General features: G+C 32.1%; 21 protein-coding genes and 1 tRNA gene. 8 read left to right on the top strand and 14 right to left on the bottom strand.

The genetic code is table 11. The features are described 5' to 3' along the window. The coding region (locus tag E0F76_RS18035; RefSeq protein WP_132009553.1) for a transposase at window positions 1-238 on the bottom strand (238 nt) is incomplete at its 3' end. A 131-nt stretch (window positions 239-369) separates the two neighbouring features. Between E0F76_RS18035 and E0F76_RS18030 the strand changes: the two genes are divergently transcribed. The 8 genes from E0F76_RS18030 (at window position 370) to rpe (ending at window position 7,955) form a co-directional block, all read left to right on the top strand. Next, on the top strand, window positions 370-747 hold the full coding sequence (locus tag E0F76_RS18030) for a hypothetical protein (protein ID WP_132009550.1): 378 nt from the start codon (window positions 370-372) through the stop codon (window positions 745-747). A gap of 582 nt (window positions 748-1,329) precedes the next feature. Next, complete coding sequence (locus E0F76_RS18025) at window positions 1,330-1,884, top strand: hypothetical protein (RefSeq protein WP_132009547.1); 555 nt, start codon at window positions 1,330-1,332, stop codon at window positions 1,882-1,884. 420 nt (window positions 1,885-2,304) lie between these two features. Next, window positions 2,305-2,730, top strand: a complete 426-nt coding sequence (locus E0F76_RS18020) for a hypothetical protein (protein WP_132009544.1) — start codon at window positions 2,305-2,307, stop codon at window positions 2,728-2,730. 360 nt (window positions 2,731-3,090) lie between these two features. Next, entirely contained in the window at window positions 3,091-4,503 is a 1,413-nt protein-coding gene (locus E0F76_RS18015; RefSeq protein ID WP_246022108.1) for a tetratricopeptide repeat-containing sensor histidine kinase, read from the top strand. 1 nt (window position 4,504) lies between these two features. Then, window positions 4,505-5,251, top strand: coding sequence for a LytR/AlgR family response regulator transcription factor (locus E0F76_RS18010; RefSeq protein WP_132009538.1), 747 nt, complete (start codon window positions 4,505-4,507; stop codon window positions 5,249-5,251). Between the two features lie 226 nt (window positions 5,252-5,477). Next, window positions 5,478-5,717: a hypothetical protein gene (locus E0F76_RS18005; RefSeq protein ID WP_132009535.1), complete on the top strand. Its 240-nt coding sequence runs from the start codon at window positions 5,478-5,480 to the stop codon at window positions 5,715-5,717. 176 nt (window positions 5,718-5,893) lie between these two features. Then, complete coding sequence (locus tag E0F76_RS18000) at window positions 5,894-6,757, top strand: sigma-70 family RNA polymerase sigma factor (protein ID WP_132009532.1); 864 nt, start codon at window positions 5,894-5,896, stop codon at window positions 6,755-6,757. A gap of 535 nt (window positions 6,758-7,292) precedes the next feature. After that, complete coding sequence (rpe, locus tag E0F76_RS17995; protein WP_132009529.1) at window positions 7,293-7,955, top strand: ribulose-phosphate 3-epimerase; 663 nt, start codon at window positions 7,293-7,295, stop codon at window positions 7,953-7,955. 57 nt (window positions 7,956-8,012) lie between these two features. Here the strand turns inward: rpe and E0F76_RS17990 are convergent. The 13 genes from E0F76_RS17990 to E0F76_RS17930 all read right to left on the bottom strand — a co-directional run bounded on the left by E0F76_RS17990 (window position 8,013) and on the right by E0F76_RS17930 (window position 23,256). Continuing rightward, a tRNA-Arg gene (locus tag E0F76_RS17990) sits at window positions 8,013-8,089 on the bottom strand. A gap of 65 nt (window positions 8,090-8,154) precedes the next feature. Further along, window positions 8,155-8,604, bottom strand: a complete 450-nt coding sequence (locus E0F76_RS17985; protein WP_132009526.1) for a GatB/YqeY domain-containing protein — start codon at window positions 8,602-8,604, stop codon at window positions 8,155-8,157. Window positions 8,605-8,817: 213 nt separating this feature from the next. Beyond that, a complete protein-coding gene (ftsZ, locus tag E0F76_RS17980; protein ID WP_132009523.1) occupies window positions 8,818-10,782 on the bottom strand; it encodes a cell division protein FtsZ in 1,965 nt (654 codons plus the stop codon). 31 nt (window positions 10,783-10,813) lie between these two features. Next, window positions 10,814-12,184: a cell division protein FtsA gene (gene ftsA, locus E0F76_RS17975; RefSeq protein ID WP_132009520.1), complete on the bottom strand. Its 1,371-nt coding sequence runs from the start codon at window positions 12,182-12,184 to the stop codon at window positions 10,814-10,816. A 6-nt stretch (window positions 12,185-12,190) separates the two neighbouring features. Then, complete coding sequence (locus tag E0F76_RS17970; protein WP_132009517.1) at window positions 12,191-12,913, bottom strand: cell division protein FtsQ/DivIB; 723 nt, start codon at window positions 12,911-12,913, stop codon at window positions 12,191-12,193. Beyond that, window positions 12,900-14,249 carry a UDP-N-acetylmuramate--L-alanine ligase gene (gene murC / locus E0F76_RS17965; protein WP_132009514.1) on the bottom strand — a complete coding sequence of 450 codons (1,350 nt, stop codon included), beginning with the start codon at window positions 14,247-14,249 and terminating at the stop codon, window positions 12,900-12,902. The genes E0F76_RS17970 and murC overlap by 14 nt, the downstream gene beginning before the upstream one ends. A 126-nt stretch (window positions 14,250-14,375) precedes the next feature. After that, on the bottom strand, window positions 14,376-15,464 hold the full coding sequence (gene murG / locus E0F76_RS17960) for an undecaprenyldiphospho-muramoylpentapeptide beta-N-acetylglucosaminyltransferase (protein ID WP_132009511.1): 1,089 nt from the start codon (window positions 15,462-15,464) through the stop codon (window positions 14,376-14,378). Window positions 15,465-15,478: 14 nt separating this feature from the next. Beyond that, on the bottom strand, window positions 15,479-16,786 hold the full coding sequence (locus tag E0F76_RS17955; protein ID WP_132009508.1) for an FtsW/RodA/SpoVE family cell cycle protein: 1,308 nt from the start codon (window positions 16,784-16,786) through the stop codon (window positions 15,479-15,481). A 95-nt stretch (window positions 16,787-16,881) separates the two neighbouring features. Further along, a complete protein-coding gene (gene murD / locus E0F76_RS17950; RefSeq protein ID WP_132009505.1) occupies window positions 16,882-18,219 on the bottom strand; it encodes a UDP-N-acetylmuramoyl-L-alanine--D-glutamate ligase in 1,338 nt (445 codons plus the stop codon). Continuing rightward, window positions 18,219-19,448: a phospho-N-acetylmuramoyl-pentapeptide-transferase gene (gene mraY / locus E0F76_RS17945; RefSeq protein WP_132009502.1), complete on the bottom strand. Its 1,230-nt coding sequence runs from the start codon at window positions 19,446-19,448 to the stop codon at window positions 18,219-18,221. Before mraY ends, murD begins: the two co-directional genes overlap by 1 nt. 6 nt (window positions 19,449-19,454) lie before the next feature. Next, complete coding sequence (locus tag E0F76_RS17940) at window positions 19,455-20,918, bottom strand: UDP-N-acetylmuramoyl-L-alanyl-D-glutamate--2,6-diaminopimelate ligase (RefSeq protein ID WP_165932739.1); 1,464 nt, start codon at window positions 20,916-20,918, stop codon at window positions 19,455-19,457. Then, on the bottom strand, window positions 20,915-22,918 hold the full coding sequence (locus E0F76_RS17935; protein ID WP_132009499.1) for a penicillin-binding protein: 2,004 nt from the start codon (window positions 22,916-22,918) through the stop codon (window positions 20,915-20,917). The genes E0F76_RS17940 and E0F76_RS17935 overlap by 4 nt, the downstream gene beginning before the upstream one ends. Continuing rightward, complete coding sequence (locus E0F76_RS17930; RefSeq protein WP_132009496.1) at window positions 22,909-23,256, bottom strand: FtsL-like putative cell division protein; 348 nt, start codon at window positions 23,254-23,256, stop codon at window positions 22,909-22,911. Before E0F76_RS17930 ends, E0F76_RS17935 begins: the two co-directional genes overlap by 10 nt. Window positions 23,257-23,270: the final 14 nt, after the last annotated feature.

The raw sequence follows: 23,270 nt of genomic DNA, 5'->3' as shown, positions 1-23,270 counted from the left end.
CATCTTTGAGCTTTCTTTCAAGTTCCGAAATGCGTTCCTGTTCTGGCGTTTGCTTTAAATTGCCGTTCCCTGGAAAACTTCCTTGTCCGAACTCTTCATATTCTTTTCTCCATTTATACAACTGTGGAGCAGTAACTCCTAACTCTCTGGCCAGTTCTGAAATATTTGTTCTTTCAAAACTCAACTGGACTGCTTTCTCTTTAAAAGCTCGGTCATAAATTATTCGCGTTTTTTTCATAAATTAAAATTAAGGTTTTTATTCTTAACTTTTTATGCGGGTAAAGTTAGCATGTCCATAGAGTATATTTACCTGAAGTTCAAATTATAAGTCCAGAAGCAACTATTTCAACCTATATAAGAGATTTAAATGTGGATCCAAAAGTTACAAAACTTGAAAATTCTCTAATAGGATATGAAATAGAAAAAGACCTAGATGGATACAATACAGACACATTTAGGGTTACATTTAAATTAACAAACGGAGATGGGAATTTATGTGCAATCTATACCAAAAACGGAAATCTGGTGAGTGTTAATGAAAATTACAAAAATTTAGTTTTACCAAATTCTGTCCATAATGCTGTATCCAAAGAATATCCGAGTTGGCAAATCGCAGACAATAAATACAATTACGCTCAAGAAAACGGAGAAATCACAACTAAGGAATACAGACTAACATTAATAAAAGATAATAAACTACTAAAAATAATTGTAAATCCTGTTGGTGAAATATTAGCTAGTAGATAAGCTTAAAAAAATATTTTTCTTTTGCAACAAACTCTTAAATCTTCCTTGTCATGAATGGGGAAGATTTTTTGATGATATTATTATAATGAACTAGCAGCTCAAATGAAACAGAAATGACGGCCGATAACACAACATAAAACCAAGCATTTTTCCTGATTCATCACAATAAAAAACCATTCTTATCCACTTCTAAACATTCACGATTCTTATTCTTATTTTTTTGCAAATTAACACTCGATTTAAAAACAATAAATCTTCACTTTACTACATCAATTCTAGACCTTATACCATTTTATTAAACAGCAATATATTTTTTAACCACCTTTATATCAATGATTTAATTCGAATTAAAATTATAAGAAATAACATTGTATTTAAATTAAACTCCAATTCTTAAATAAGAATTTGGTTATTTAAATTAAATCAAAAAAAATTAGAATACATATTTAAAATTTGTTTTAAAATCATTCAAAAAAAATATAATAAATAAATCAACATTAACCAATAGGGGAAGTAAATAATAAGCCTAGGCATTTAATTGAAAAGCAAAAAAAAAATTATTAACTAGAAAAAATTGAAGACATGAAATCAATTATAAAAGTAATATTATTGTCATTAATCACAACTATAGGGTATTCTCAGGATAAGAAAGGAAAGAACTTAGAAAAAATAAATTTATCAGAAGTTGTAATTAAAAATACGGGAAGAGACATCTCCACTTATGTACGCGATATGCATGTAGATCCAAGAGTTACAAGACTACAAAATGCATTTTTAGAATTTAATTTTAATGAAAGCTTAAAGGGTTATGATATAGTAAAAAACAAAGAAAGTTATGGATCCTATGTGGTTTTAATAGAATTAGTAAAAGGAGAAGGAAAATTAAAAGCGATTTATAATGAAAATGGAAAACTTATGAGTGTAGTGGAGAAATATGAAAACATACAATTACCAAATTCTTTATGTCATTCTATTTATAAAGAATATCCAGGCTGGCAAATTGTAAAAGACAAATACAAATACGCTCAAGAATTTGGAAAAAACATAAAAAAAGAATATAAAATAACAATGACGAAAGATAATAAAACAAAAAAAATAACGGTAGTTCCTGAAGACACGAAGGTTGCTATTAGGTAAGTTATTAAACAAATAAATTTAATATGAAAAAATCATTTGAATGAGACTGTCCGAAAAGTGATTTCGGACAGTTTTTTTTTGTTTGCTATTTTCAATATTAGTTACTTATAAAGTAAAAAAAACAAAGACAATAAAATTGAATTTCAAGGATTAATCTATGCAATACCTTTCGGTTTTTAATAAAATTTAAGTGAATCATTTTATGAAAACTACATAATCATTTATAGATCGCTGCTAAAAAAAGCATCCTAAAATTGAAATTATTTTAATTTAAGAGAGAAAGAAAGTACTTACACTATCAAACCACTACAGTACAATATTGTAAGAATATATTTCAAACGAAACCGTTCTGATGAATCCCTAATTAGACGAAAAAAACTACCTTTGAGAAAAATAAGTACTTTTATAAAATAAATAATAATGAGTGATTCTACAAAACAACTTCCGTTTAATCCTTACCCAACGATTCAAAACACCAAAATTAACACCAAAGCATTTACGTTTACTAGTCCAGACACCGTTACTTATCCAGTAGCTCCATTAATCTCAGCAAAATTCTACACCCCACAAGAGGGTCAGTTGACTCTAAAAGTTAGAGCTACACTTTACATAAACTCCGAGGTCTCCAATGCACCAGTTGTAAAACCTATTACTGAAAAGGGTAGCGTTTTGACTATATATTATGATTATGATTTTTCAGATGAAACTCCAGAATCTTGCGATGTTTGGTATGTTGAATTAGATTACACTTCACCTACGGTAGGTAACATTACCACGATTGAATCTTTTATGGTAAACTTAGACCCTGAAACTTCTAGAGGAACAGAGACTGATGTAACTCCTTAAATTGAAATTTTAGTTTAATTACTTTTAATATTAAGAATGATTTAAATGATAGCAAAAATTAATTTATTTATTAAATCAATTATATTTATTGTCCCTTTTTGTGTTTTTTCTCAAAAAATATCTGAAAATGATTTGTTAAAAAACTCTCTTCAAAAAAAAGTAGCCTTATATAAAACTGAACCAAACTTTAATAGAGCCCAATCTTTTTTTTTTAAAAAAAATTGGGATTCTACTTTAGTATACTCAATGAAACAATTGAGCAATTCTAATAATAAAGAGATCAGTGATTTTTGTCATTTTTTTAGAGGCACAAGTTTTTACAGTAAAAAACTTTTTAAAGAAGCAAAAAATGAATTTCTAATGGTTTCTAATTCTTTTGAATTTTCAACAATAAATAAAATTTATTTAGCCGGATCATCTTTAGAATTAAGAGAATTTAAAAATGCTATCGTTCACTATGAAAATGCACTTAAATCGCCTCAAATATCGGAACAACCTTATAGTTTAGCTAAAACATATGAGGGTTTGGGCACTACTTTTATTTTTTTAAAAAAATATGATAAGGCAGAAGAATATCTATTAAAAAATTTAAAATTTAAAGAAAAAAACAAAGCTGACTTGTTCCATGCGTATAATAATATTGCCAATTTATACTATATGCAATATAAAGATCAATTAGCTATTCCTTATTTCGAAAAATCGTATCTATTATCTGAAAAAAGCAACAATTTTAATAAAAAAAAAATAGCTTCAAAAAACATGGCAGCTGTAGAAGAAAACAGAAGCAATTACAAACAAGCTTTAGTCTATAGAAAAGAATTTGAACAATGGAAAGATTCTCTCACCAACCAAAACAAAATCTGGGCCGTTGCAGACTACGAGAAAAAATATGCCGTAGCACAAAAACAAAAACAAATCTCCGTTCTTAACATAGAAAACAAACTTAAAAACACGCAGAGAAATAGCTTGTTTTATGCTGCATTGGGACTATTAGTTTTATTAATAGGCGGGGTCATAATTTATGCTCAAAAAGTCAAAAGTGCTAAAATAATTTTACAACAAAAAAACAAACTCGACGAGCTTAATGCTACTAAAGACCAATTGTTTTCTATTGTAAGTCATGATTTACGTTCATCGGTAAATGCTTTAAAAACCAGCAACACCAAGTTAACCACTTCACTAGAAACCAAAAACTACAGCGAACTTGACCAGCTCCTGCATCAAAATAGTGCTATAGCCAATGGAACTTATAGTTTACTTGACAACTTATTGCATTGGGCCATGTTGCAAACCAAACAATTGTATTTCAATAAAGATTCAGTTCACTTGCATTCTATTGTTCAACAAATAGAATTCAACTACAAGTCTTTATTAGTCGACAAAATGATTACTTTTGAAAATAAGGTTTCTAAAAATAGTTTTATATTCGTTGATTTAGATTCCTTAAAAATCGTTTTACGTAACTTATTGGATAATGCTATAAAATTCACTCCAGAAAATGGAACCATAAATATCTGTTCCCAAGAAATAACAATCGGCTTTTGGCAACTTAGCATTGAAGATGACGGCATAGGCATGAGTCAAAATACTATTTTTGAATTACTAAAAGATTCTGAATTATTAGCAAAAAAAGACGATTCAGAAAGGATAGGAACAGGACTTGGAATGCAATTATGCAAACAAATGATTAAGAAAAACAATGGAACACTCGCTATAGAAAGTGAAATTAACAGAGGAACTAAAATAATTATTTCATTACCAAAAACAGTATAAAATGGACAATATTAATGTTCTAATTATAGAAGACACTCCCGAACAAAGCGAAGCTTTAAGTAAAGTTTTAACAAATAACAATTACAACGTAGTTGGGATAGCCAGAGATTATAAAACAGCATTATCTCAATTTTACCAAAATAAGGTTGATATCATCGTTATTGACGTCTTTCTAAATGGCAAACCCGATGGAATTACCTTTGCTGAAACCATCAATATTATCCCTAATGCAACAAAACCTTTTGTTTTTTTAACCAGTTCACAAGACCGTAAAATTTTTGAACGCGCTAAACTCACTAAACCTTTTAGCTTTTTGATGAAACCTTTTAATGAGTTAGAAATTCTCTATGCTTTAGAAATAGCAATCGAAAAATTCTACGACCAAACTAATGTTTTTTTAAGCGAGGATCAAGACACAGTGGTTAGCAATGATTATTTGTTTATCAAAAAGAAAAAAGCCTTAAAAAAAGTTTCACTTGAGGATATCATTTACATTGAAGTTGATAACCGCTATTGCAATATCATTACTGAAAAAGAAAAATTTGTCATCTTAATTTCATTGACTAAAATCAATGACTTACTCGACAAGAATAAATTCATTAAAACCCACCGAAATTATATCGTCAACAAAGATAAAATAGAAGAGATCATTCTATCTGACAATCTCATTATCCTAAAAGGAAACCATAAAGTAACCCTGAGTGACTCGTATAAAGATTTCATTAAAAACACAAATATTTTATCTTAAAAATTATTCGTCTATTATATACAATTGTTGAATTAGATTCAGAAAACTATAGATACTTAATACAAATCTTCTCCAAACGGAGGAGATTTTTTTTTGAAATGGTGTAGAAAAAAAATTATTTCAATTTTAATCGGCTTTATACCAAGAAAAACCGACTTCATGACAAAAGTTTCATAACCCCTTTGCTTGTAAGATATATTTGTATCAACAACAAATAGTAATCACAATGAGACTCACCCTAAACACACCAATACATATGCAATTCAAAAACATCCTACAGAAAACATATCCTTGGATAGGTATAATCGGTTCTTTATGCCTAATAGCACCTAGTTTGTACAACCTTTTAGACGAACCATTCAATTGGAGTACTGATCATATAATTCTCGCTGCTGGTCTATATTTTATGATAATATTCTTAAAAGAAATCTTTAATCGAATTATCAACTTAAAAGAAATAGATTAAATAGATTTAAAAAAATAGCCGTTGCTATTAACTCGATTTTTTTCTTTTCAATATATAGTTTCTAATAAATTTTGAGGTAAGTTCTTTTATTTAAAAAATAAATATTGTTTTTGTAACTTTTTTGTAACTTCATACGTATAACTACTTGTACACTTAAAATCTGGCAAAATAAAACTATGAGACAACTTAAAATCACCAAGCAGGTAACCAATCGTGAAACTGCATCATTAGACAAGTATTTACAGGAAATTGGCAAGGTGGATCTTATCACTGCCGATGAAGAAGTAGAATTAGCACAAAAAATAAAAGCAGGTGATCAAGCAGCATTAGAAAAATTAACAAAAGCTAATTTACGTTTCGTAGTTTCTGTAGCTAAACAATACCAAAATCAAGGATTAACACTTCCCGATTTGATCAATGAAGGGAATTTAGGACTGATTAAAGCCGCACAAAGATTTGATGAAACTCGTGGTTTCAAATTCATTTCCTATGCCGTATGGTGGATTCGTCAATCCATTTTACAAGCATTAGCAGAACAATCTCGTATCGTTCGTTTGCCATTGAATAAAATTGGTTCGATCAATAAAATCAACAAAATGTATGCTTTATTAGAGCAATCTAATGAAAGACCTCCAACAGCTGAGGAAATTGCCAAGGAATTGGATATGACCGTAAATGATGTTAGAGAAAGTATGAAAAACTCTGGTCGTCACCTATCAATGGATGCACCACTTGTTGAAGGAGAAGATTCAAATCTTTACGATGTATTGCGTTCTGGCGAATCTCCAAATCCAGACAGAAACCTAATTCAAGAATCATTGCGTACCGAAATTGAGCGTTCATTGGAAACATTAACTCCAAGAGAAGCTGATGTAGTTCGTTTGTATTTTGGACTTGCCGATCAACACCCAATGACACTAGAAGAAATTGGCGAAACTTTTGACTTGACTAGAGAGCGTGTTCGTCAAATTAAAGAAAAAGCAATCCGCAGATTAAAACACACTTCTAGAAGTAAAATATTAAAAACCTATTTAGGCTAAAAAAGTGTTAAAGCCTAAAGTCTTAAAGTCTTAAAGATTTATCTTTCACTGTTTTTTTTGACTTTCGACATTTGACTTTTGACTAATAAAAGTAACGACGGTCTGATTAACTGTTCGTTTTTTGATTGATGATTGAAACTCCGGCTGATTACCGGAGTTTTATTTTTTAAGACAATAAAACACACGGTCTGTTCGCTATCGCTCGGGTTTCCGGAGTTTTATTTTTTAAGACAATAAAACACACGGTCTGTTCGCTATCGCTCAGGTTTCCGGAGTTTTATTTTTTAAGAAACAGAGCAATCGCAAGATCACTCTTTATATTTGGGCGTAACCCTTCGTAAAAACTTCGGGTTGGGCTTTTCGCTACAATCTTTTGCTAAAAAAAAAGCAAAAGGATTTTCACTTCAATCCCTTACGCAAGTTACATAGCATCACTAGTTTTCTTCCTATAGGACAATTCCAAATAAACGAATCAAAAAACCTTGGGAACTTCGCCTTTAAAAAACTAATTTTGCAAACACAACAAAAAAACACAATGAAAAATACACTTATAGCCCCATCCGTTCTTGCTGCAGATTTTGCCAATTTACAACGAGACATTGAAATGATAAACAACAGTGAAGCCGATTGGTTTCATATCGATATTATGGACGGTGTTTTTGTTCCCAATATTTCCTTTGGAATGCCCGTTTTGGCTGCCATTGCAAAACACGCCAAGAAAACTATCGATGTTCATTTGATGATTATAGATCCGGATCGTTACATTAAAACTTTCGCAGAATTAGGTGCCAATATTCTAACCGTTCATTACGAAGCCTGTCCTCATCTTCACAGAACCCTACAGGCCATAAAAGCAGAAGGCATGAAAGCTGGAGTAGTCTTAAACCCGCATACCAATGTCGATTTATTAGAAGATGTAATAAATGACCTTGATATCGTTTTGATAATGAGCGTGAATCCTGGATTTGGAGGACAATCATTCATCGAAAACACCTATGAAAAAGTAAGAAAACTAAAAGCATTAATCAATAAAAAAGGCGCTTCTACAATAATAGAAATCGACGGTGGTGTTACGAGTAAAAATGCTAGACAACTTGCAGAAGCTGGTGCTGATGTTCTTGTAGCAGGAAGTTTTGTTTTTAATTCCGAAAACCCAACAGAAACGATTGCCGATTTAAAAAAATTGACTGCTATTTAAGATCTTAAAATAGCTCAAAAATAAAAAATCCAAAGACTAAATCTTTGGATTTTTTTGTGGTGACCCCGGCAGGGTTCGAACCTGCAACCTTCAGAGCCGAAATCTGAAATTCTATCCAGTTGAACTACGGAGCCAATTTCTATTTAAAATTTAGGTTTTTTGAAATCCTAAATCCCAACAATCCTAAATCCTTATTTTTTTATGTCAATAATTTTTTAACAATTGTAGAAATGGTTTTTCCTTCGGCAGTTCCGCCTAATTGGGCTGCTGCTAATCCCATCACTTTACCCATGGATGCAATTCCTGAAGCTCCAGTTTCGGCAATGATTTTGGCTATCACCAATTCTACGTCAGCATCACTTAATTGTGCTGGCAAGAATTTTTCAATAACCGCAATTTGTGCTAATTCTGGTTCTGCAAGATCCAAACGGCTTTGTTCTGTGAAAATTTTAGCACTTTCCTTACGAGTTTTTACTAATTTTTGAAGTAATTTAATTTCGTCAGCTTCTGTAATTTCTTCCTTTGAACCTGAAGCGGTTTGAGCTAATAATATTTCGGATTTTATGGCTCTTAATGCCTCTAAAGCTATTGTGTTTTTGGCTTTCATGGCAGTTTTCATTTCATCCATGATTTGTGTTGATAAGCTCATATATTGATTTTATAATTTAAATTAATAATTTAGAATATTGAAAATAAAGACTTATTTATCTCTACTATTTTTTTGAATATATTCAAGTGCGCAAATTTACAGCTATTTAATGGAATTAACAACTGAAAGCTTTCTCGTTCCTTTGTTCTAAATAAAAAAATATCCCGAAAATTGAATTCAATTTTCGGGATAGGTAACTTTGGTTTGAATTATTTAGTCAACATTATCATGTAAGTACGAGTTGTTAGATCGCAATTGAAGGTCATCATTACTATCTGTTCCAACTGAAATTCTTGAATTCGTGCTGTTTGATTGTGGTTTTGAAAGATCTATTCCTAATCTTTTGTATGCTGGCTCTCTTTCTAACTCATCAATTTTAGAAACATTATTATGGAATTTATAATTAAACTCCTTTAGTTTTTTTCTTCTCTCATCAGATCTTAACTTCAATGTTTCTTGAATTGTCATATCCATTGGAGAAATATTTTCTAATGAAGAATTGGCACTTTCGGGCATTTCCACTTTTTTCATCGTGATTTTTAATTCCTCAGGTATAACTTCTTCAACAATTGCAGGTTTTGACTCTAAAAGAGTGTTTTCTATTTCTGTATATTCTTCAAGTGAATATCGTATGATTCCATTATCAGATAATTCAGTAACAGGTACAAATTGAACCGCTTCTTTTACCCTAATTTCCTTAGTTTCCTCAGTTAATTCGAATAAAACTCTGTTCTCATCCATTTTAGCTACTGGTTCAGGAGTTGCTTTTGGAGTATTAAAAAGAGGTAAGTCGAATGAAAAAGTGGCTTGCTCTTGTTTCACAACTGCTTTTGGCTCTTCTACTCTAATTTGCTTCGCTGGTTCGCTAGTACTCGTCTCCTTTACTTTAGGAGTTGAAATCTCAAAATCCATGTCTTTAATAGGAGAAACAATTTCAAAAGTCACATCTAGATTTTTGATAAATTCTGATATTACCGTTAATTCTTCCTTGTTTATCGACACCATTTCTGGCTCTTCAATAGTATCATCTAATAAATCGAAAACAATTTTGTCTTCTGTTTTTGAAATTGGAGATTCTGTTGTTAAGTTGAATGAAGGAATTGCAGATTTTGATAAATCATGCACACTTTTTTGTTCGTCTTCAAGTGTGTGAATAATTTTCTTTGGCTCTGTATTTACTATTTCATTTTGTTGCTCGATATCAAATCCTGTTGCAATAATTGTAACAGCAATTGCACCTCCAAGTGACTCATCATCTCCAACACCCATGATAATATTAGCATTATGACCAGCTTCAGCTTGAATAAAATCATTGATTTCACCTATTTCATCAATAGTGATTTCATCAGAACCAGAAACGATGAGCAACAATACGTTTTTGGCCCCAGTAATTTTATTATCATTCAACAATGGAGAATCTAAAGCCGACTTAATTGCCTCTTTAGCTCTGTTTTCGCCTTCGGCAATAGCAGATCCCATAATAGCTGTTCCACTATTATACAATACTGTTTTAGCATCTTTTAAATCGATGTTTTGAGTATAGTGATGCGTTATTACTTCAGCAATACCTCTTGAGGCAGTTGCCAAAACTTCATCAGCTTTAGAAAATCCAGCTTTAAAACCTAGATTTCCGTATACTTCTCTTAATTTATTGTTATTGATAACAATTAACGAATCGACTTGCTTGCGTAATTTATTAATTCCAATTTGCGCTTGTTCTTGACGCACTTTCCCTTCAAACAAAAAAGGCAAGGTTACAATACCAACAGTCAGAATATCTCTTTCTTTGGCCAATTGAGCAATAACTGGCGCCGCACCTGTTCCAGTTCCTCCACCCATTCCTGCCGTGATAAAAACCATTTTGGTATTGCTGTCAAGCATTTTTTCAATATCTGCAATGCTTTCTATTGCCGATTGTTGACCTATATCAGGGTTTGCTCCTGCGCCAAGTCCTTCAGTAAGGTTTACACCTAACTGAATTTTATTGGGTACGGAACTATTATCCAAAGCTTGGGAATCGGTATTGCAAACAATAAAGTCTACTCCTTTAATTCCTTGTTTAAACATGTGGTTTATGGCATTACTACCTCCTCCACCTACTCCAATAACTTTTATTACATTTGATTGGTTTTTTGGTAAATCAAATGAAATACTTCCAAATTCTGAGTTGCTCATCATCTTATTGGTTTTATATATTATTAAAATTATTTTATTCTGCGTTATCTAAAAAATCTTTTATTTTGTCGACATACTTATCAAAGAAAGATCTTTTAATTTTATCTCCAGTTGATTCTTTTACATCTTCATTTTCCTCTACAACTTCGACATTAGCCGCCTCAACTTCTGGTTTTTGAAAAGCAGGGGGTCTTTGAGTTGCTTTTGACGCCTCTACTATATCGAGTCTAATAGCGCTTTGCGTTTTATTCTCAATGCTATTCATCACCAATCCAACAGCTGTAGCATATAATGGACTTGATATTTCTTCATCAGAATTTCCAGCTAAGTGTTCATTTGGATATCCAATTCTAGTGTCCATCCCAGTGATATATTCTACTAATTGCTTGATGTGTTTCAATTGTGCACCACCACCAGTAAGCACTATTCCCGCAATTAATTTTTTACGAGGATCATCATGACCGTATTCTTTAATTTCTGTAAAAACTTGCTCAATAATTTCAACTACTCGAGCATGAATTATTTTAGACAAATTCTTTAACGAAATTTCTTTTGGTTCTCTACCTCTAAGTCCTGGAATAGAAACAATTTCATTGTCCTTATTTTCTCCTGGCCAAGCTGATCCAAATTTTACCTTCAACAATTCGGCTTGCTTTTCTATAATAGAGCATCCTTCTTTTATATCATCTGAAATCACGTTTCCTCCAAAAGGGATTACAGCGGTATGACGAATAATTCCGTCTTTAAAGATGGCCAAATCTGTCGTACCGCCACCAATATCTATTAATGCTACTCCTGCCTCTTTTTCTTCTTGACTTAAAACCGCATCAGCAGAAGCTAATGGTTCTAATGTCAAACCTGACAATTCAATACCTGAACTTTGAATACACCTACCTACATTTCGAATTGAAGAAGCTTGTCCAACTACTACGTGGAAACTAGATTCTAATCTTCCGCCATACATTCCGATTGGCTCTTTAATTTCAGATTGCCCATCGATTTTAAATTCTTGTGGCAACACGTGAATGATCTCTTCACCCGGCAACATGGCCAGTTTATTAACTTGGTCAATCAAAAGCTGAATATCATTCCCTCCAATTACTTCTTCAGCATTAGTTCTAATAATATAATCACTATGTTGAATACTACGAATGTGTTGACCTGCAATTCCAACTACTACATCTTTTATTTTATAACCTGATTTATTTTCGGCTTCAAGAACCGCTTGCTGTATTGATTGGATTGTTTGAGTTATATTATTTACAACGCCTCTTGCCACACCTAAACTTTTAGCTTTCCCTACGCCTAAAATTTCAAGTTTTCCATATTCATTTTTCTTGCCAATCATGGCAACAATTTTAGTTGTCCCTATATCTAGACCTACTGCAATTTTCTCTTTTTCCATTATCTATTATTTAGTACACACTACTTGTTGAGCAAATCTAAGATCAATCGTATTGTATTTATAAAGTGAACTGTCTAGAACTGCTTTTTGAAAAAAAGCTTTGTAATTATTGAACTTGGCATTCATTCTGGTCATTCCACCAAAATCTATTTCAAAATTAAAATTTCTATTCAACATTTTTAAGCTCCCGTTCGGCATAATTTGCACACCAATGATGTTCTTTTTCAAAAAATCATCGTTATGAATTATCCGAAATAATTCAGCCAAATCCTCTCTATTTTTTTCTTTGATTTCCCCAGAAACAAGTGGAACTCTAGCTGTAAAATTAGTTGATAACGGCATTCTATTCCCTTCAATATCAATATAAAAAGAATCTTCGCCATCAAAAACTCTAGCTATAGGAGTTTTTTGTTTCACTACTGCTTTCAGAACTCCATCAATGCTTACAAACACATCTGATTTTTCAATCATTTCTTGTGCATTCAAAGCTTTTTCAATCTCATTCAAATTTAATTTATCTTTTGCTATACTTTGCGCATCTTTTTTATTTTCTATTAACAATTTATTAACCGTTTGATGATCAACAAATGGCGCGTTATCTCCTACAAAAACAACAACCGATTTTGTCAATTTCCTGCTATTATTTCGTTTTGTCGTAAACGAAAAAAGGAAAATCACTAATGAAAACATTAGAATTAGTCGAATATTTGTCCAATTAAATACTTTCATTGATTGCTTTTTTAATTGACGGAATCATTTCTCCAATATCTCCCGCACCTATAGTCACAATTACTGTGGCGTCACTTTCTAAAATAGTTGCAATTAACTCTTGTTTTTGAACTATTTTTTTATTCAAATTATTCATTTTACCCAACAACCATTGTGAGGTTATTCCTTCCATTGGTAACTCCCGAGCTGGATAAATATCCAACAAAAGTACTTCATCAAAATTAGAAAGACTAGCTGCAAAATCATCCCCAAAATCTTTTGTTCTACTAAACAAATGTGGTTGAAAAATCGCCAATACTTTTCTATTGGGATATAATTCACGAACCGCTTGATGAACCGCATTTATTTCTGTTGGATGATGTGCATAATCATCAATATAAACTAATTTTTCCGTTTTAATTTGAAATGAAAATCTTCGTTTTATTCCTTTGAATGAGAGCAAGGCATCAGCAATGTCTTCGGTTGGGGTACCAAAAGTTTTTGCCATCGCCAATGCCATTAAAGCATTCATTAAATTATGTGTTCCAGGTAAACTGAATTGTAAGTTTTTTAAAATTTCCGTTGGCGTTTTAACATCAAAAACATACTCACTATTCACTATTCTTATATTAAAAGCCGAATAATCCGCCTCTTCATTTACTGCACAAGTAATTCCTTTTAATGGTAAATCAGTGGTAATAAACAGCTTGCTTTTATCAGTCACTTTATCTGCAAATTCTACAAACGATGCTTCAATTGATGATTTATCGCCATATATATCCAAATGATCTGCATCCATAGACGTTACACAAGCAATATTAGGATGCAAATGCAAGAAAGAACGATCGAATTCGTCTGCTTCAACGACCGTAATTGTCTTACCATTACCAATTAAATTTGAATTATAATTCTCTACTATACCACCTACAAATGCGGTTACATCCACTCCACTTTGAAATAAAATATGTCCTAGAATACTCGATGTCGTCGTTTTTCCATGTGTACCCGCTACGGCAAAACAAAAGGTGTCTTTTGTAATTATCCCTAACACTTCAGCTCGTTTTTTAATCTCAAATTCTCTTTCTAAGAAAAAATTCCATTCTGAATGGTGTTTTGGTACTGCCGGTGTAATAATTACTAAAGTGTTTTCTATATAATAATCTGTTGGAATTAAATCAATAGCATCTTCAAAATGTATATCAATTCCTATTTCTTGTAATTCTTTTGTTAATTGCGTTTCTGTTTTATCATAACCAGACACATTCTTTCCGATAGCTTTGAAATAGCGAGCCAAAGCACTCATTCCAATTCCTCCGATTCCTATAAAATAGACGTTATGTATTTGATTTAAATTCATCTTTCAATTTCAATTTCAAGAGCAATTTCAATTTTCAAAAAAATTAGAATTGACATTACTATTGTATTAATTATTTCCTTTTATTTACTCACATTGCAATTGAAATTGCAATTGTTATTGACATTGCTATTTTATAAGTTTCACAATTTCGTCGACAATTTGTTTTGTTGCGTTGGGCAAAGCCAATTTTTTTATATTTGAACTTAAATATTTCAGTTTTCCTTCATCTTTTAATAATGCTTCAAAAACAAGAGAAAATTCTGCATCCAATTCGGTTTCCTTAATCATCAAAGCTCCTTTTTTATCCACAATCGATTGTGCGTTTTTCGTTTGATGGTCTTCGGCCACATTGGGTGATGGAATAAAAATCACTGGTTTTCCAACAATACACAATTCCGATACTGACGATGCTCCTGCTCTAGAAATAACTATATCTGCAGCAGCATAAACCAAATCCATTCTATCAATAAACGCTAAAACTTGAACGTTTTTTGAATTGTATTTCTTATAATCCTCAAAATATAATTTTCCACATTGCCAAATTATCTGAACATTTTGGGCAACTATTTTATCCAATTCCTTTTCGATTAATTGGTTCATACGCCTAGCACCAAGACTCCCACCAAGAACCAATAATGTTTTTATAGTAGCATCTAAATTAAAATATTTTAATGCTTCTTCACCTTTAGATGAAATATCAATTAAATCTTGCCGTACAGGATTTCCTGTCAAAATCATTTTATCTTTCGGAAAAAACCGTTCCAAATTTTCATAAGCAACACAAATTTTATGTGCTTTTTTGCTTAATAATTTATTGGTTATTCCTGGAAATGAATTTTGCTCTTGAATGACTGTTGGAATATTCAACATGTTAGCCATTTGCAACAAAGGCCCAGAAGCAAAACCTCCAGTTCCAATTACAACATTAGGTTTGAATAGTTTAATTACCTTTCTTGATTTCACTAAACTATCCATTAGTTTAAATGGAAACATGGCGTTTTGCAAAGTTAATTTTCTTTGTAATCCTGCAATCCAAAGTCCTTCAATTTTATAACCCTCTTGTGGAACTTTTTGCATTTCCATTTTATCCTTGGCTCCAACAAAAAGAAATTCAGCATCAGGAAAACGTAATTTTAATTCATTGGCAATAGCAATTGCAGGATAGATATGCCCTCCAGTTCCTCCTCCACTTAATATGAATTTTAATTTGTCCATTTTAACTTTAATTACTATTTATTTAAAACTGCTTTCATTGGATTTCCTACTTTTTCCTCAATTGAATAATTCTCTTCAATAGTGGCACCCTCTTCTTCTTCAATATCCTCTTCTAATTGCTTATCGATTAATCTTTGTAATGCAGCTTCTCTTTTTGCTTTATCACTCATCTCTTGGGCAATTTCCTCTTCTTTTTTGGTTACATTAATAATAATCCCTAATGCAATACAGGTCATCCAAATAGAACTACCTCCACTACTTATCAGCGGTAAAGTTTGTCCAGTTACTGGCAATAATTCGACGGCAACAGCCATATTAATCATCGCTTGAAAAATCAATGGAAATCCTAACCCTACTACTAATAATTTTCCAAACAATGAATTGGCTTTATGAGCGGCAATCACAAACCTAAAAAACAATAACAAATACATAAACAATACACCTAAACCGCCTATTAAGCCCCATTCTTCGACAATAATGGCATAAATAAAATCGGATGAGGATTGGGGCAAAAAGTGTTTTTGAACGCTTTTACCTGGACCAAGTCCGTAAATTCCTCCAGATGCAATGGCTATTTTCGCTTTTTCAATTTGATAATCATCCTCACCCGGCTTATTTGTTCTAAAATTTTCTATTCGACTCTCCCAAGTATCAACCCTACTAAACAAGTGAGAATCGGGAAAAGCTTTTGATAACAATACAAATAGTGCTAAAGCAGCAAAACCTGTACCTACAATAATCCCTATATATTTCAAAGGATATCTACCCACGAATGTCAACATTAAAACCATCGAAAACATCAATGCAGCTGTTGAAAAGTTTGCCGGTAAAACAAAACCTAACGTAATGAAAACGGGCATCCAAAGTTCGACAAGTGATGTTTGAAAGGTAACTTCTTCTTCTCGTTTTTTAGATAAATATCTTGCTACAAACACCAACAACACCAAAGTTGCAAGAGTAGATGTTTGAAAAGATATTCCAATAAAAGGAAGTTGAATCCATCTACTGGCATTTGCACCAGCAATAACAGTTCCTTTGACCAAGGTATAAGCTAACAAAATCCAAACTATTGGCAATGCAATTATAGAAATCCCCCTATAATAATGAAATGGTACTTTGTGAACCCAATAAATTATTATAAAACCGATGAAAATATGAGCTAAATGTTTTAATAAATAACTTAAAGTATTTCCTGTTCCATGATTCAAATAAGCCAAATTACTACTCGCACTAAAAACAGGCATAAACGAAAACAAAGCCAATAAAGCCACGAATGACCATATTACTTTATCTCCTTTTAAACTGTTTATTAGTTCTTTCATATTTTTGTGTTTAAAGTTTAAAGTAGTTTAGAATTGTTTAAAGGTTTAAAACTGTTTTATTCTTACTACCAAAATCTTAATACTTAATTCTAAAATTACAAATGCTTAACTGCATTTTTAAATTGATTCCCTCTATCTTCATAGTTTTCAAATAAATCAAAACTGGCGCAAGCTGGTGATAACAATACTGTATCTCCTTTTTCGGTTAAATGTTGAGCCGTTTTCACAGCATCTTCCATATTCGATACTTCTACCATCATATCAACAACATTTCCAAAAACATCGATTATTTTTCGATTATCAACACCTAAACAAATAATTGCCTTCACTTTTTCACGAACCAAAGACATTAATTCATTGTAATCGTTTCCTTTGTCAACTCCACCAACAATCCAAACTGTTGGAGTATTCATACTATCCAAAGCAAAAAAAGTAGCATTTACATTTGTCGCCTTTGAATCATTGATGTATTGCACGTTTTGTATCTTTAATACTTTCTCTAAACGGTGTTCTACCCCTTGAAAATTGGACAAACTTTCTCTGATGGTTGCATTTCGTATTTTCATCAATTTTGCAACAGAGGTTGCCGCCATAGCATTCTTCATATTGTGCTTCCCTTCTAGTGCCATAGTTTCTGTTTCCATTGTGAATTCTTCCTCGTTGATGATGTTAATTTCCATATTTTTATTTTTTATAAATGCTCCGTTTTCTAAAGTTTTTGTCAATGAGAAAGGAATTAATTGGGCTTTTGTTTTGTTATTTTTTAACCATTCAGTGATGGCTTCATCATCTGCATCGTATATAAGGAAATCATCCTCAGTTTGATTCATTGTTATTCTAAATTTAGATGCGATATAGTTTTCATATTTGTAATCGTATCGATCTAAATGATCTGGACTAATATTTGTAATAATGGCGATATGTGGCTTATAATTTATAATTCCATCAAGTTGAAAACTGCTCAACTCCAGCACATAACTCTCAAAATCACCATCGGCAACCTGCCAAGCAAAACTCTTTCCAATATTACCTCCTAATCCTACATTCAATCCAGCAGATTTCAGCAAATGATGAGTCAACATTGTTGTGGTTGTCTTTCCGTTACTACCCGTAATTCCAATAGTAGTTGCATTTGTAAAAGGAGCAGCAAACTCAATTTCTGAAATTACAGGAATACCTTTTTCAATTAATTTAAGTACTATAAGAGATTTTTTTTCAGGAATACCAGGACTTTTCATCACTACATCTGCATTCAAAATCAAGTCTTCAGAATGTTGACCTTCTTCCCATGCAATCCCATTATTAATAAGAACTTTTTTGTAACTTTCTTTAATTTTACCATAATCGGAAACAAAAACATCATATCCTTTCTTTTTACCAAGGATTGCTGTTCCTACTCCACTTTCACCACCACCTAAAACTATTAATCTCATTATCTTAGTTTTAAAGTAATAATTGATAATATGGCAAGCATTATGGCAACAATCCAAAAACGAGTTACAATTTTACTTTCGTGATACCCTTTTTTTTGAAAATGGTGATGTAATGGTGCCATTAAAAACACTCTTCTTCCTTCTCCATATCGCTTTCTGGTATATTTAAAATAAACCACTTGAACGATCACAGATGCATTTTCAGCTAAGAAAATCCCACAAAACAAGAAAATCAATATTTCTTTTCGAACAGCTATAGCCAAAACTGCTATAATAGCGCCTATGGTTAAACTCCCTGTATCTCCCATAAACACTGATGCGGGATAAGAATTATACCAAAGAAATCCTATTAAAGACCCTACAAAAGCAGCGATGAAAACTGTCATCTCACCCGAATAAGGGATGTACATGATGTTTAAATAATTGGAGAAAATAATATTACCCGAAACGAAGGTGAAAATTCCTAATGCCAAGACCGAGATTGCGGAAGTCCCCGCTGCTAATCCATCTATTCCATCCGTTAAATTAGCACCATTAGAAACTAATGTAATCATAAAAATAACCATCGGAATATAAATTAACCAAGCCAAATTTTCATAGTCATCTCCAGTCCATGCTAATAATTCAGCATAATCAAATTCATTGTCTTTGAAAAAAGGAATCGTAGTCGCTGTTGATTTTTCCTCCATTGGAGCAGGAGAAACCATAACACCTGAGGTGGCACTAAAAATATTGGTTTTACCAGTATCCGTTCTTACGGTTACCGAAGGATTAAAATACAAAACAGTACCTACTATCAACCCTAAGCCAACTTGACCAAAAACCTTAAAAATTCCTTTTAAACCTTGTTTGTCTTTTTTGAAAATTTTAATATAATCGTCTATAAACCCTATTGTTCCCATCCATAATGTGGTTACAATTAACAAAACAATGTAGATGTTTTGTAATCTAGCAAAAAGCAAAACCGGAATCAATGTAGCAAATATGATAATTAGTCCACCCATTGTTGGTGTTCCAGCCTTTTCCTTTTGACCTTCTAAACCTAACTCACGAACCGTTTCACCTATTTGTTGTTTTTTTAGAAAACTAATTACTCTCTTACCATAAATAGTTGAAAGCAACAAAGAGAGTAAAAAAGCCAATGACGATCTGAAAGTGATATATTGAAATACTCCCGTTCCTGGAATATTCAAGATTTTGTTTAAATAATCAAATAAGTAGTAAAGCATATATTTCTATTTATTGAGTTGGTTTAATAAATCTGTCACTATTTTCATATCATCAAAATCATGACGTACTCCTTGAATTTCTTGATATGTCTCGTGTCCTTTTCCTGCAATTAAAATAATATCATTTGGCTGAGCGAGTTGGCATGCTGTTTTAATGGCTTGCATTCTATCGGTTATTGATAATACTTTTTTATAATTTTGAGCCGCAATTCCTAGCTCCATTTCTTCGATAATAACATTTGCATCTTCATTTCTAGGATTATCCGATGTCAATATCGTATTATCACTTAATTCTGTGGCAATTGCTGCCATAATGGGCCTTTTAGTTTTATCTCTGTTTCCTCCACACCCTACAACCGTTATCAATTGTTCGTTTTTAGTGCGGATATCATTTATAGTATTAAGTACGTTTTCTAAAGCATCTGGTGTATGTGCATAATCAACTATAGCCGTGACATTTGTCTTAGAAACTATAAATTGGAAACGTCCTGAAACACTTTCTAAATCTGACAATAATCGCAGTACTTCAAGCTCTTCCAAACCAAGCTGAACAGCAGTTCCGAATATGGCTAATAGGTTATAGGCGTTAAAAGTTCCAATCAATTTTACCCAAACTTCATTTCCATTTATTTTCAATAATAATCCTGACAATTGATTTTCGAGGATTTGTGCTTTGTAATCTGCATAGGATTTTAAAGCATAGGTCAATTTTTTTGCTTTAGTGTTTTGCAACATCACTTGACCGTTTTTGTCATCTATATTAGATAATGCAAAAGCCGTTTTTGGTAAATTGTCGAAAAATGATTTTTTCACGTCACGGTATTCCGCAAAAGTGGGATGATAATCCAAATGATCGTGAGATAAATTTGTAAAAACACCACCAACAAAATGCAATGCTTCGGTTCGTTTTTGATGGATTCCGTGAGAGCTCACTTCCATAAAACAAAACTCCACATCAGCATCAATCATCATTTTCAAGTAATGATTAATAGTAATTGAATCCGGAGTAGTATGGGTTGCTTTATATTCTACGTTGTCTACCATTATTTTTACAGTGGACAACAACCCAACTTTATAACCTGCTTTTTTGAATAATTGGAAAAGTAAAGAAGCAATAGTTGTTTTACCATTAGTTCCTGTAATTCCTACCAATTTTAACTTTTGCGATGGATCTCCAAAATAATTAGCAGCCATAAAAGCCAAAGCTTCGTTGGTGTCTTTAACTTGGATATAGGTAATTCCGATGATGACATTTTCTGGAAAAGTATCGCAAACAATTGCTATTGCTCCTAGATTAATAGCATTATCAATAAAATCGTGTCCATTAGAAACCGTTCCGCGTATTGCTACAAAGACATCATTAGCCACAATATTTCTGGAATCAAATTCCATTTTATTGATTTTAATGTCTGTTGTACCTTTGACAGCTTCGATAGCGACTTTGTATATTATTTCTTTTAAAATAATCATGATAATTCTAATGTTATAGTTGTGTTTTTAACTAAACTTTCTCCGGCTTGTACGGATTGTTTTTTTACTTTTCCAATTCCAATTACTTTTACTTTGATTCCTAAATTTCCTAGTAAGGCCACGGCATCCATGCCTGACATGCCTTTAAGATTCGGAATTGACAAGGGCATATTTTGTGATTTCTCAAAATACTCATCATATTCTTTTTCTTGTTTTTCAATTTTTCTATTTATGTTTTTTATCTCATTTGTCGAAGGAGCATCCGTAAAAATCTTTTGCGCTATTCTCTTAAAAACTGGACCAGCAACATCAGCTCCATAATAATTATTATTTGCTGTGCTTGGCTTATGAACTACAACTATGCAAGAATACTTTGGTTTGTCAGCTGGAAAATAACCTACAAATGAGGAAGCATAATATTTATCTGAACCTCCATTTGAGGAATAGTTTACCTGCGCGGTTCCTGTTTTTCCTGCCATCGAAAAATCTTTTGAATACAACTTAGCACCGGTTCCTTTTTTAACCACGTTTAGCATCAGGGCTTTCAGTTTTAATATGGTTTCTTGTGAGCAAATTTTTGGATTTATAATTTCAGTTTCAAATTTTTTTATAGATCTATTCCATTCTTTAATTTCTGTAACAAATAGTGGTTTTACCATCACACCATTATTGGCCACAGCATTATAAAAGGTTAATGTTTGCAATGGTGTGATTGAAACGCCATATCCAAAAGCCATCCAAGGAAGTGAAAGATTTGACCAATTTTTATCTGTTGGTTGAGGAACATAAGGCTTTCCTTCACCTATTATTGGAAGTCCTAAAGTTTTATTTAATCCATACCCATTAACATGATTTACAAATTCCGAAGGATTGTTTTTGTAATTTTCATAAACCGCCTGAACTAAAACGGTGTTTGAAGACACTTCAAATCCACGAGCTAAAGAAATTTTCCCATATCCTCCTTTATGAGAATCTCTCACTGATTTTCCAGAAATTTTAATTTCACCTCCATAAGTATCAAAAACCGCACTTGTGTCAATTTTTTTATCCTCAAGCAAAGTCATCATGTCAACTAATTTGTAAGTAGAACCGGGCTCATGTGACTCAGCAACAGCATAATTTGTTGTTTCATAATAAGACCCATCTCCTGCTCTTCCTAGATTTGCAATAGCTTTAATCTTGCCCGTATTTGTTTCCATAACTACCACACAACCATGATCTGCTTCATAATCTGTTAATTGTTTTAATAGTGCATGATGAGCAATATCCTGGATAAAAACATCAATTGTTGAAATCACGTCATATCCGTCCTGAGGATCTACTTCATTAACATCTCGAATGGGTTTCCACTGTCCTTTTGAAATTTTTTGCTTTAAAATTTTACCATCCTTTCCGTTCAGGTATTTTCTAAAAGCCCACTCTAATCCTTTTCCATCTTGAGTGCCGTTTTGATTTGTTCTTTCGTATCCAATGGTTCTTTCTGCAATTTTACCAATTGGATGCTCCCTAACTGTTTCTTGTTCTACTATAATTCCACCTTTGTAAGTTCCTTTATTAAATAATGGAAAACTTTTTATTTTTATATAATCAGTGTAACTCAAATCACGAGCAACTAAATAATATCGGTTGTTATTCGCCCTTGCTTTTTGAAATTCATTTAAATAAAAACTAGCTGGTTTCCCTAACAGTATCGATAATGAATCAGACAATGGTTTAACATTTTTTTCAAAAGCTTCTAATTTAGGAGCTAGTGCATCAAAACGAATTTCATAATTAGGAATTGAGGTCGCTAACAAACTTCCATCAGCTGAATATACATTTCCCTTATTGGAAGGAATAATAAAGTTTTTTACGGTTCTGTCCTTGGCTAATTTTCGATAATAATCTCCTTCGACCCATTGGATATTGGTCAATTTGACAGTTATCGCAATCGCCATCATAAAGATTGCAAAAGCGACAATGTAAATTCTATAGGATATATTTTTATCTTCTACGGCCATAATTTGTCGAAAAAACTTTTTTCTTTTATTTTCTTTACTTTTATTTTTATTGGTGGAACTGTTGATGGGAATATTTCTTTTGCTACCATTTTTTCTGAAACAGTCGATTCCATTCTTAATTTCATTAATTCAGATCTTCGATCAACAAATTCTGAACGTAATTCTTTTACTTCATTGGTCAATTCGTTGATTCTAAATACTTTTTGCTCAAATCGTTGTGTATTGGCAATCATAAATATTGCTAAGGCAATCAAGAATACGATAAACCGCCAATTTTTTATTGAATCATCTTCAATAAGAAATCGCGCTTTCAAAATACCGTATACTCCGTTTTTCATAGTTTTATTGACTA

The organism is Flavobacterium cellulosilyticum, from assembly GCF_004349355.1.
GTDB lineage: Bacteria > Bacteroidota > Bacteroidia > Flavobacteriales > Flavobacteriaceae > Flavobacterium > Flavobacterium cellulosilyticum.
The sequence above is the reverse complement of the archived record's forward strand: the minus strand, read 5'-3'. Positions and strand labels throughout refer to the sequence as shown.